The organism is Neorhizobium galegae, from assembly GCF_017877135.1.
In the GTDB taxonomy this organism is placed as follows: Bacteria; Pseudomonadota; Alphaproteobacteria; order Rhizobiales; family Rhizobiaceae; genus Neorhizobium; species Neorhizobium galegae_A.
Window position 1 is genome coordinate 65108 of sequence record NZ_JAGIPH010000011.1, and the last position, 12054, is coordinate 77161.

A 12054-nucleotide genomic window follows, 5' to 3' on the forward strand; every position below is an offset into this window, starting at 1 on the left:
TAAAAATGACTATAAGTCGTATTTTATCTCTACATACCCGGTCGGGCGTTTATCGGATTATTTTTTGCGCGTTGCTTGTCGTCTCCGCCATGGCTGGAGGAATAGATACTGCGGATTCGGCACCTCTCCCGGACATTAAAGGGAAGCTTTCAATCCTGCTCGATCCTACCGCCCAAATGACGCTGCCAGAAGTTCTATCGCAAGACGAGCAAAGGTCTTTCAAGCCCATTGCAGGCAATGGGATCAACCTCGGATACACCCGCGAGGCATTCTGGGTAAAACTGACGCTGCCGGGCGATGCCGATCTGAAGGCCGCACTTTCACTGGGGCCCAATTATCTGGATTATATCGACGTGTATGTCTCCGCACCTGGTGCGCAACAGACCAATGCAGCATTTGATCATTTCGCCTTCGGCGATTATCGGCCTCCGTCACGAACAGGCCCCTCCACGATCTCGCCGGCGGTGTTTGTGGATGTAGCGCAGGGGCTAACCACTGTCGTGTATATTCGGGTTGCAAACCAGGGCACATCCACCCAACTCAATCTTCAGCTTGACCCTTTAAGTACGTTGCCGCTTCGTCACGTCATTTCGGGCTTGGCTCTGGGGCTTTGGTTCGGGGCAATGACAGCACTCCTCCTCACACAGCTCGTCTTTGTCTACTTTGATCGGAAAGCGCAGTACATTCTTCTGGCCCTGAGTACCCTTGGAGTTATTCTCATATATTTTGGGAATCTTGGCTTGAGTCACGCCTTTTTATTCATGGGGAACGGTCGCTATAATGACAGCTTTATCGGAGTAAACGCATGGGCCGGGTTGAGCGCCAGTGCCATGGCCTATGAAGCAATCCTAGGCCTGCGCCGACGATCGGCCTGGCTGTATCGGCTATATCTAACGATCGCACTCTGCGGGCTCGCTGGATCCGGCTTTGCTCTCGCCAACCAGAATTTGTTGTTCGGGCCGTTCGGTTCCGTGCTTGGTCTGCTCGGCGCGCTCCTGACCATGGTGGTGGGCTTTCTTCAGATGAATGAGGAAGGGACCGTCAGTCGGCTCGCTGCCGTCGCATTTGCGATGGTAGGCATTGGTGCCACTGTCGCCATGCTCCAGAGACTGGGGGTTTCCTGGTTGCCCGACTGGACGTTCAGTGCCTACGGGATTTCCGTCCTGCTACAAACATTGCTTCTCACAGGAGCAATGGCTGTCAGGCTGCGGGAGGCTGAAAGCCAAAACCGGCATATGCATCAGGAGGCGCTGGCAAGTGCCCGCTCTGCCGAGCAGGTTGCTGCGAAGCTTGTGGTCGAACGAACTCGTGAACTCATCGAGGCCCGCAAAGCGGCTGAAAATGCCTTGAAGGCGGAAATGGATTCACAGCTTCGACAGGTGCGCTTCCTCGAGGTGGTTTCGCATCAGTACCGTACCCCGCTCGCTTCGATCCGCTCAAACATCGACAGCATAGAGTTTTCGATGGGCGATATTGAACAGGCGGACAGGACGCGGATCCAGCGCATTCGGCGGGCCGTCGCACGTCTGGTCGAAATTCTCGAGGTCAACGTAGCGCGCAGCCGTCTCCAAGGACCATCCTTCAAGCCGTCTATGGACATCCTCTCCATTTCCTCGATCGTGTCCTCCGCCGTGCATCGCTCCTATGACTTGTTGAATGCACCGGATATCCGCCTTGAGATCGCCGACGATACTGTGGCGACGAAGGTCCATGCGGACCAGGATATGCTGGAACTCGCCCTGATCAATCTTTTGGAAAATGCAGTGAAATATGGTGGGATAAGAGATGCGGGATGGATCACGCTTTCCGTAGAGAAACGAGGAGATGCGGTAGTCCTCGCGGTGGAAGATCAGGGCGTCGGCATTCCCGCCAGCGAGTTGCCGCATGTGTTCGAAAACGCGGTGCGCGGATCCAACGTAAGCTCCGTCGAAGGTTCGGGCCTGGGTCTCTTTCTTGTCGCCAAAGTCATGACGGTGCATGGCGGACAGATCGAGATCGAAAGTACCAAGGGCACTACCGTAAGGCTGATCCTCCCGACAATTCGCCCGTGACCCTGCTCCAGATATCGCAGATCGAGCCTTAACACGGGCCACCTTGCACTTTTGCACTATCTGTAACCCAAAAGTGACGCTTTTTGTTGCGTCATGTTACGTGGCATTACATCGCGTAACCGACATTTCGTGGCGTCTGAAGACCATCCTTATTATTGTAACGAGCAAGAACAGCAGGTCGCCGATCCTTGAAGATGCAAGGAGCCGACATCTCTTTTACCAACCGTTGCAGCTTCCGACCCCAATCGTGGCGCCGAAATGTCTACACCTATCTCGCTCATACATTCACGAAGTGGTCTGTCCAGAACCGGCTATTACGGATTCAACTGGATGTGCCTCATGCTTGCCGGACTCCCGTCCGTTGTTCGTCACGATGTTTGGCAAGGCTTGGCGGTCACAACCGCAGCGTTGGTTCTTGCAGTGCTTGCCTTTGCCAGTGGAATGGGGATCTGGGGGCTTGCAGCGGGCTGGTTCGCTGTGGGGACTGTATGGGGCAGTCTTTATAATCGGCTCTTTACAACCAGGCTGATCAGCAAAGGTTACAAACTCGGTGGCACGGAGGACCAGAACCGTCGCGCCATGGCTGCACTCGGTCTTTACGAGCCTGGACAGCACTCGGCCTCGGTTGAAGCTCCCGCACATGTCCGCCGGTGATGTGCCGAAATCAATGCTGCCCAACGTCGAACAGTTGCTGCGCTATCGAGATATGACAAGATAGGAAATGAGTGACATGCGCCAAGAACAAACTGCACCTGCAACGCGCTGCTGTAACGAGCAGTCAAGATCTGGCGGCGTTGCCCAAAGCGGTCCCGAGAATATCAAACTGCGTTCAGCTTTGCTTTCCGAGATCGCAACGCACATTAAAACCAGGAACTGCACCCAGAGCGAAACCGCCCGCCAACTTGGGATAAGTCAGCCCAGGATTTCAGACCTCATGCGCGGCAAGGTCCACATGTTCACTCTCGATACGTTGGTCAAGATAGCCGCTGCTTCCGGTCTGGATGTCGAAGTTCGCTTATCCGCAAAACCGGCAGTGAACTGATAAAAACCCGCTCCTGAAGCCGCCTATTGCGCCACCCGCGGGCGGGCACACGTTCCGCGTGCAAAGTAGCACACTTGTCGGGGATCAGGCCTCATTGCTCAAAGCCAAAGATAACGGTTGCAGCCAGAGCGATTGCCGCCAGAAAGGCCTTTGGCACCTGTCGTTTCGTATATCGACACGCCGCACGTCTTTGAGATGCCCGAGATGATCTTGATCCGGTTACGCCGTTTGCAGCGCCGTTTGTCGCATTTGATGGTCTTGTTGCGGCATTTGCGACCGGGAATGCAGGCAGTGCCCCCGCCGGCCTGCAAAGCGTCGCGAGACCAGTTTGCATCATAGCCACAGTCGGCCAGTAGCCATTTGACCTTCGGAAACTCATTAAGCAAGGCGGCAGCACCGGTCTAATCGCTGACCTGAACGGCCGTTATGAAGGAATTGAGCGGGCGACCCATTCATACAGCGTGGCTGGCCAGCAGCCAATCTTGGCCGCGATAGATGAAACGGCGCCCACCGAGACGGGTGGTCTGTCTTGTGTTCCAGCACCATACAGGTGGCGCTTTCGGGGGCTTCAGGTGAAAACTTGTTGATTGTCTTGCTCATAATGGCTCCACTTTCTAAGAAGTTGCAGCCTCCGGCAAACCCCGTGCGGTTCAGTATCGCTGTTGAAACATACTGTTGAGAAATCAAAGCACTAAGCATTTCCTACAGCTCTGATCGGTGCATTCAACCAGGTGAAGCCGAAAAGCCCATGCCGCTTCGACCGGCAGCAGGAACGCGCTCATCCGCGGTTGAAAATAACGGGCCACGGGTCGGTCCTACACCTGCATTTAAAGCTACGCGCGCGTAGAAGTGCCTTGAACCGGCGGTGTCGCCTGGCGGCAGGAGGGCAAATCAGGCCGCATGCCAATATCGCGCCCGCGAACACGACCGCTTACACCGAAGACACTCCAATCCGCTGCCGTCCGGCGCGTCACCTTCCTGGTTGGCGTTTTGGCAGTGCCGTCGCTCCCCCCGCCGTCTGAACGGCGAGACTGCCGGCATCGATACCTGCAGAAAGGCAATCCGAGAGGAGACTTTTTCCAAGCCACTCGTTCAAGAAGCCCGCATTGAACGCATCTCCTGCACCCGTTGTATCGACAACAGGCACCGATTTTGCCGGAACGTGAAGAAGAACGTCACCGGACGCCGCCCAGGCACCAGAAGCGCCACCCTTGAGAACAACAATGGGGAATGTGCTCTTCAGCATCCTCAAAGCCATTTCCGGATCGGGACTGCCGGTGATTGCTTCGGCCTCTTCAAGGTTGGGCAGGAACACGTCTACCCCCTCACATCGGCTCAGCAGCGCTGGATCATAAATGAGGCTCGCATCCCAGCTTGGGTCAAGCGAGACAGTCAGCCCCTTGGCCTTGGCACGCACAACCAGATCGGGGATCTCGTGCAGGGTCGCATATTCCGCGATATGGAGGTGGCGAGCTTCGTCCCAACTCAGTGCGACTTCAAGGGTTGTCGGGCACACCTCCCCGGCACGACGCGTCAGAAACGCTCGCTCCTGGCCAACGACCGCCGCGACCGTCACCTGCGGACCGGCATCGGCAGCATAGTCGGCAAAACGCAGGTCGACGCCGGTGCGTTCTATCTCGTCACGAACACCGACAGACAGCGCGTCCGTTCCCAGGCGAGCGACGAGCGCTGCTTTGCGGCCAAGATGGGCAACATGCGCAGCCGCGATGAAGGCGCCGCCTCCTGCCGCAATGTCCATTCCGCCTGCAAAAAGCTCGCGCCCCAGCACCGGCATCTCGTCAAGTCCGGTGAAGATGAGGTCGCAGTAAACCCGTCCGATGCTGAGCACCGCGGAAGCTGTGCACGTCGATGCCGTCATGACCGACCCAGGAACGTCTCTGTCCGGGCATCGAAGAGGTAAAGGCTACCGGGCGGCGCCGTGCAGGTGAGCAAGGTTCCGACTTCCGGTATCCGTTTATCAAGCACGGTGGCGATGACAGGTGTCTCGGCAACGTCAAGATGGACCAGCGTTTCCGGTCCGAGCGGCTCGACGGCCGTGACCGTGCCGCTCAGGCTGATCCGGGCACCCGGATTGCCTTGATCGGCCGTCAGGTCGTGCGGTCTAATTCCGATCAGGATGTCGCCACCGCTTCCCGCTTCGATGGTATCGCCGCTGCGTCGTCCACCGATGAGGTTCATGGATGGGCTACCAATGAATTTCGCAGTGAACACATCGACCGGTTTCTCGTAGAGTTCGGAAGGCGTGCCGACCTGCAGGATCCGACCGTCCTTCATCACGACAATCCGATCGGCCATCGTCATGGCCTCGATCTGGTCGTGGGTCACGTAGACGGTCGTTGTCTTCAGCCGCTGGTGCAGCCGCTTGATCTCGATACGCATCTGGGCGCGAAGCTGAGCATCGAGGTTCGAAAGCGGCTCGTCAAACAGGAAGGCGGACGGATCCCGAACCATAGCCCGCCCGATGGCCACACGCTGACGCTGGCCACCCGAAAGGGCTGCCGGCCTGCGATCGAGAAAGGCCTCAAGACCCAGGATACGGCCAGCCTCCTCAATCCGCGCATCTTTTTCGGCTTTGCTCATCTTCGATGTGTAAAGGCCAAAGCCGATATTCTTGCGGACGCTCAGGTGCGGATAGATCGCATAGTTCTGAAACACCATGGCGATATTGCGCTGCTTCGGCTCGCGTTCGTTGACGACCTCGTTGCCGATCTTCAGCGTGCCGGCGGAAATCTCTTCAAGGCCGGCGATCATGCGCAAGGTTGTCGATTTTCCGCAGCCAGAGGGGCCGACGAAGACCACGAATTCCCCATCGGCGATCGATAGATCGATCCCTTTGACCGCCTCCACTTTGCCGTAGCGCTTTACCAGCTTTTCAAGCTCGATCTTTGCCATCAGCGGGCTCCTGTCAGTGCCGTGAATTTCTGTTGCAGTTCAGCGGCGGCGGCGGATTGCCGTGCCGTGAACGCGTCAGCCTGCGCCTCTAAAACCGCAAGCTGCTCGCGGTAGCTCGAAATTGCAGACTGCATCGGTTCCGGTGCCGGCCCGCCAAAGCGGCTGCGCACAGCAACAAAATGCTCAGGCGATACGATTTCCTGGAACGCCTGGAGATCGATCGACGGTGTCCGCCCGACGGCCTGGGCGAAAGCCTCAAGGAATGGTTCGAAGCCATGGTTGGGAAGGTCGCCTCCGGCTGCAACGACACTCCTTGCCGTTGCCGCTGCGATCTCATGGGCTTCGCGGAAGGACAGGCCTTCGATGCGCACCAGCGAATCGGCAAGTTCGGTGATGGTGATGCAGGAGCGACGAATGTTCTGGTCCACCCGTTGCGGGTCGATGCTAATCTGGCCGATCAGTGACGCCATCAAGTCAAGCACCCGTGACGCCGATGCGAAGGCCTCGTAGCCCATGCCCTGCGTTTCACCCTCGCTGTCGTTCATGTCGGTGAACGGCGTGTTGTGAACGACATCCAGCATGGCCCGGGCACGCCCGAAGGTCTGACTGGCCAGATGGCGCAGATGTTCGATCGGCACCGGATTGCGCTTTTGCGGCATGATCGAGGAGATCTGTACCAGCGCGTTCGGCACATAGATCTGGCCGACCTCAAAACTCGCCCAGACCTGGAAATCCTGGATGAGCCGACCCAGATGCAGGAACATCAGCTCGATGGCGGAATACGTCGATGTGATATAATCGGCTGCGGCGATGCAGGAATAGGAATTGCGCTGTGCGGCGGAAAAGCCGAGCAATTGCGCCACTCGGGCACGGTCGATGGGAAAGCCGGATGTCGTAATCGCGGCAGCCCCCATCGACGACAGATCGACGATCTTGCGGGCCTCGCCAAACCGCTCGATGTCGCGGATCAGAATTTCAATTGCAGCGGACAGATAATGACCGAAAGTCGTCGGCTGTGCCGGCTGGCCATGGGTGTAGGCGACAATCAACGTCTCTTTTTGGGCGTCGGCCACATCGATCATGACGGAAAGAAGTGCGCGCGCCTTGACCATCAGCGCATCGATCCGCTCCTTCAAGCCAAGCTTGAACAGCGTATGATCGATATCGTTGCGCGACCGCGCGGTATGCAGCCGTCCGGCGACATCCACTCCGACGCGGGCCTTCAGTTCCTTTTCGATCAGGAAGAAGAAGTCTTCGACCTCGCCAGTGTAAGTGAGGGCAGCGGGGTCGATGTCTCTGTCGATCGCGTCGAGGGCACCGGCGATTTTGCCGGCGATGTCGGTACCGAGAATGCCGGTCTCAACGAGCATCACGAGATGTGCCCGGTCGATTCTGCGAAAGGCATCGACATGGTGGCTCTTGGCGCCATCAAAAAGCGGACGAAGCACCGTTTCCTTATAGACCGGATCTGGAAATCGGCTGGTGTCGGACAGGCGGGGGTTGATGTCAGTCATGCCATTATCCTTTCAGGCCTGCCAGCATCACACCGCGGACGATGTAGCGCTGCAGAACCAGGAAGACGAGAAGGGTGGGAAGAGTGGCGATCGCAGCCCCAGTCATGATCATTTCCCACTGGATGGATTGCTCCACGGCAAAACTCGAAAGTCCGACCGGCAGCGTATACAGTTCCTTGCTGGTGGTGACGATCAGCGGCCAGAAGAACGCCGTCCAGTTTCCGAGGAACGTGAAGATGGCAAGCGCCGAGAGTGCCGGCGTCACAAGCGGCATCGCAACCTTCCACCAGATCTGGAACTCGTTCAGTCCATCGACCCGTGCAGCCTCGATGAAATCGTTCGGCACCGTTTCAAAAAACTGCTTCATCAGGAACGTGCCAAAAGCCGTCATCATGCCGGGGAACATGATGCCCCAGTAGCTGTCCAGCCAGCCGAGCTGGCTCGACATCAGGTACCAGGGGATGACCAGCATTTCGGTCGGGATCATCAGCGTCGACAGGATTGCGATGAAAACGAACTGACGGCCGCGAAACTGGAATTTTGCAAGCGTGTAGCCCACGAGACTGTCGAAGAAGCAGTTCGACAGGGTGACGACAACCGCGACCACCGTCGAATTGAAGAACCAGCGGATGAACCGACCGTCCGCCAGCACGCTTATGTAATTGGCAAGCGTCGGAGCCGCCGGAATGAGCCGCAGGTCATAGACCTGATCGGCGGTCTTCAGCGATGTCGAGAACATGAAGGCGATCGGCGAGATCATGATCAGGCCGCCGATAAAAAGGAGGGTCCAGGCAATGATGCGACCGGGGCGGATATTGGCGCGGTGAAGAACTGGCGTTTCGCTCATTTCTTTTCCCTCAGGATGAACAGCTGCAGGAGGGAGACAATCAAGAGGATTGTGAACAGCACCACCGTCTGTGCCGCCGCATACCCCATGGCATAGGTGTTGAATGCCGTCTGGTAGATCATCAGCACCAGAGGCTTGGTCGATCCGAGCGGGCCGCCGGGATCGTTGGTGGTCATATTGTAGACTTGGTCGAAAATGCGCAGGAAGCCGATGGAGGAAAACACCACGAGAAAAACGGTCGTGGGTTTGAGGAGCGGCAGCGTGATCTTGTGCAGGATCGCAAACTCCCCAAGACCGTCGATGCGCGCGGCTTCGTAGAAGGTGGAGGGAATGGCGCGCAGGCCCGCCATGAAAATGATGATCTGGAAACCGAGACCTGCCCAGATCGACGTCACCATCACGGAAAAAAGCGCCTGGTCAGTCGAGCGGATGAAGGGCTGCTGCGGAATGCCGACCATGCCGAGGATATCATTGATCACGCCGATCGGCGGCGGCTGATAGAACCAGCGCCATACCCAAGCCATCGCCGCAGCCGTGGTTAGAAATGGCAGGAAATACAGCGCCCGGATGAAATTGTGCATGAAGCGGACACGGTCGAGAAAATAGGCGATCGCAAAGGCGAGCGTCAGACTGATCGGCGTGCCCACGATCAGATAGGTAAAGGTATTCTTGAACACCTTCCAGAACTGCGGGTCCTTGAATAGCTTGATGTAATTGGCAAAACCCACCAGTTTTGCCGGACGCAGCAGATCCCAGTTCGTGAAGGACAGATAGAAGGCCTGTGCCGTCGGATAAAAACGGATCACGGCATAGAAGAGGATCGGGAGAGCCAGAAAACCCCACACCCACAAAAGACGCTTTGTCTGCATGGAAAAGCGGTCGCCGAAGGCCCCGCCGGGACGGCCCTGCGCCGCCCCCTGCTGTTCGTTCATCGCCATGACCCGCTCCCGATTTACGGCTTGGCCGCGTCGATGATCTCCTGCTCCGCCTCTGCGGCCTGCTTCAGGGATGCTTCAACAGGCTGTTTCTCCAGAAGAATGCGATTGACCATGTCGATCGCATTCTGGCGCTGGGCAGCCTCGTCCTTGAACATCGTGGTATGGGCGTAGTCGAGGCCCTTGAGGAAGGGCCCATAGATCGGATCCTTGAGATTGGCCTCCGTCAGCGCTGCGGAACGCCTGGCCGGCAGCTCACCCACAGTCTTCAGCCAGATATCCATGGCCTCCGGCGAAGAAATATAGGTCAGGAATTTCTTCGCGGCTTCGAGTTTCGGCCCGGTGGTCTTCGCACTGATGCCGTTGGCAAAATAGCTGGCATAGTTTGACCGGACGCCTTCGGCATTCGCCGGAAGTTCCGTGACGCCCCACTCAAAATCCTTGATGGTCTTGAACGAGCCCAGCCGGAATGTCCCGTCAATGGTCATTCCCGCCTTGCCGCCGCGAAAGGCTGCCTGGCCTTCGTCCATGAAACCGGCCTGACCGATCTTTTTCTCCAGCTGCAAGCTCGTGTAGAAATTCAGTGCCTTCAGGCCCGCGGCACTGTCATAGGCAACCTTCGAATCGCCGTCCGTATAGGGCGCTCCGCCGAACTGCCGGATCAAGACTTCACGCCACCACTGGTGATCCTGCCCCCCCATGTCCAGCGTCGATCCTTCGACCGTAATGTTGCCTGACGCATCGTGCTTGGCGATCTTTTGCGCAGCAGCCACGAATTCGTCGAGCGTCTTCGGTGGATTGTTCGGGTCAAGACCGGCTTCCGTGAACAGCTTCTTGTTATAGAAAAGCGCCAGCGAACGCACGGCGGTTGGCAGGCCGTAATAATCATCCCCACGCTTCATCGCCGATACAATGGGGAAGAACTCGCTCTCGATCTTGTCATGCGGGAAAGTGTCCTTGGGAAGCGGCTGCAGAATGCCGCCCGTCGTAAACTTGTCGAGCCAGCCGTAGAACAACTGCATCACGTCAGGCCCCTTCCCCGACATGTTCGCGGCGATCACCCGCGTCTGATAGTCGGCATAGGGGAAAGTAACCTGTTTGACCGTGATGTCGGGGTTGGCTTTCTGGAATTCGGCGATCAGCTGGTCCATCGCCTTGACACGCGTCTCGTAGACGTACTGCCAGTATTCGATTTCGACCGCCTGGGCGGCATTGAATGCGAATGTGCTGAATCCGGCGACGAGACCGGCGAACAAAGTTGCCTTGCGCATGTGAACCTCCAGTTTCCCCGCCGGCTTTGCGGTCTGGGGAGATTGTTCCCTATGTCCTCCACGCGGGGGCGTGGCGCGAACTTATCCACACCAGGTTTCCTCACCCTGGCCACGGCGGCGTGCTTGATCCAAGCCGTCGTTCATGCGCTACGGTCTCCTGACACAGGCGTGATGTCAATAAGATAATTTACTTGAATTATTGTATTGCCGCCCTCGGGTTTCGGCGGCTATGAATTCAGAGCGAGGATATAACGATGACGATGCATCCAACCGGCAGCCACCCCGTGGCCATTGGAAAGAACCCCGAGCGTAGCCGCGAGCATAATCGGCGTGTGATTCTGGACATCGTTCGTCAGCACGAAAGCCTCGGCCGTGCGCATATTGCAAAGCAAACCCAGCTGACACAGCAGGCCGTGGCGAACATCGTCGATGAACTGGTCGGCGAAGGACTGCTGATCGAAATGGGCCGTTTGCGCAGCGGACGCGGGCAGCCTCCGGTCCAGTTCGCTGTCAATCCGGATGGCGGCGTCACCATTGGCGTCGAGATTGCCGCCGATCACATCGTGACCCTTGCCCTGGATCTGTCCGGCCGGCTGCGTGCGCAACGATTTGTCCCTCTGACCGCCAGAACGCCTGACAACATTCTGAAAACCTTTGCGCACGAGTTTGAAGCGATCAGAACCTCTGTCGGATTAAAGCTTCTTGGGACCGGTGTTGTTCTGCCCGGTCCTTTCGAGATCGACGGCATGACATCCGTCGGCCCGACGACGCTGCCCGATTGGGCAGGCCACTATACCGCCCAGGCCCTCAGCGATGCGTGCGGCCATACGGTCATCGTTGAAAACGACGCCACGGCGGCCGCAGTCGGTGAGCGGCTGTTCGGGAGTGGATTGTCGATTTCCAACTTCTGCATGCTCTACTTCGGCGTTGGCCTTGGCCTTGGCATCATGCAGGACGGCGCCCCTTATCGCGGTGCCTTCGGCAATGCAGGCGAGATCGGTCATGTGACCGTCGTGCCTAAGGGCAAGCCTTGCCCCTCCTGCGGCCAACGCGGCTGCCTGGAAGGCTACGTCTCGACCTATGCACTGAAAGAAAAACTCATCGCAGCCGGGATTACTGACACCGGTTTCGAAGACCTCGAACGGCTGCATGCGCAAGCCCATCCCACCATCGTTGAATGGGTCGAGGAAGCTGCCGCCTATCTTGCGCCGATGGTGGCGATGCTGGAAAATATCCTTGATCCGCAAACGGTCATTCTGGGCGGCGCATTGCCCGATGCACTCATCGATGACGTGATCGCCCGTCTCGCCCCCCTCCCCACATCTGTCGCCAGCCGGAGAGCCCGTGACCTGCCGCGCGTGATGCGTGGCAAAACCGGACAACTGACCGCGGCTCTCGGCGCTGCCGCGCTGCCGCTATTCGACATGGTAACGCCGAAGCTCGAACTGTCGCTTCGGACATCGAGTGACGTTCACCCATGA

The 12054-nt window shown here is 57.7% G+C and carries 9 protein-coding genes and 2 pseudogenes; 3 read left to right on the forward strand and 8 right to left on the reverse strand.

The window, feature by feature from the left end:
* The first annotated feature begins 5 nt into the window (after window positions 1-5).
* Window positions 6-2051: a sensor histidine kinase gene (locus tag J2858_RS22560; protein ID WP_210107127.1), complete on the forward strand. Its 2046-nt coding sequence runs from the start codon at window positions 6-8 to the stop codon at window positions 2049-2051.
* A gap of 721 nt (window positions 2052-2772) precedes the next feature.
* Entirely contained in the window at window positions 2773-3093 is a 321-nt protein-coding gene (locus J2858_RS22565; protein ID WP_245367057.1) for a helix-turn-helix domain-containing protein, read from the forward strand.
* A 91-nt stretch (window positions 3094-3184) separates the two neighbouring features.
* Here the strand turns inward: J2858_RS22565 and J2858_RS22570 are convergent.
* The 8 genes and pseudogenes from J2858_RS22570 to J2858_RS22600 form a co-directional block, all read right to left on the reverse strand.
* Window positions 3185-3542: pseudogene (locus tag J2858_RS22570) on the reverse strand (transposase); the annotation flags it as partial.
* Window positions 3530-3693: pseudogene (locus J2858_RS24180) on the reverse strand (IS3 family transposase); the annotation flags it as partial. The pseudogenes J2858_RS24180 and J2858_RS22570, both read right to left, overlap by 13 nt.
* A 370-nt stretch (window positions 3694-4063) precedes the next feature.
* Window positions 4064-4972, reverse strand: coding sequence for a carbohydrate kinase family protein (locus tag J2858_RS22575; protein WP_210107128.1), 909 nt, complete (start codon window positions 4970-4972; stop codon window positions 4064-4066).
* A complete protein-coding gene (locus tag J2858_RS22580; protein WP_210107129.1) occupies window positions 4969-6006 on the reverse strand; it encodes an ABC transporter ATP-binding protein in 1038 nt (345 codons plus the stop codon). Before J2858_RS22580 ends, J2858_RS22575 begins: the two co-directional genes overlap by 4 nt.
* Window positions 6006-7520 carry an argininosuccinate lyase gene (gene argH, locus J2858_RS22585; RefSeq protein ID WP_210107130.1) on the reverse strand — a complete coding sequence of 505 codons (1515 nt, stop codon included), beginning with the start codon at window positions 7518-7520 and terminating at the stop codon, window positions 6006-6008. Before argH ends, J2858_RS22580 begins: the two co-directional genes overlap by 1 nt.
* 4 nt (window positions 7521-7524) lie before the next feature.
* A complete protein-coding gene (locus J2858_RS22590; RefSeq protein WP_210107131.1) occupies window positions 7525-8367 on the reverse strand; it encodes a carbohydrate ABC transporter permease in 843 nt (280 codons plus the stop codon).
* Window positions 8364-9305: a carbohydrate ABC transporter permease gene (locus J2858_RS22595; protein WP_210107132.1), complete on the reverse strand. Its 942-nt coding sequence runs from the start codon at window positions 9303-9305 to the stop codon at window positions 8364-8366. The genes J2858_RS22590 and J2858_RS22595 overlap by 4 nt, the downstream gene beginning before the upstream one ends.
* A gap of 14 nt (window positions 9306-9319) precedes the next feature.
* Entirely contained in the window at window positions 9320-10573 is a 1254-nt protein-coding gene (locus tag J2858_RS22600; RefSeq protein ID WP_210107133.1) for an extracellular solute-binding protein, read from the reverse strand.
* A 254-nt stretch (window positions 10574-10827) separates the two neighbouring features.
* Between J2858_RS22600 and J2858_RS22605 the strand changes: the two genes are divergently transcribed.
* On the forward strand, window positions 10828-12054 hold the full coding sequence (locus J2858_RS22605; protein ID WP_210107134.1) for an ROK family transcriptional regulator: 1227 nt from the start codon (window positions 10828-10830) through the stop codon (window positions 12052-12054).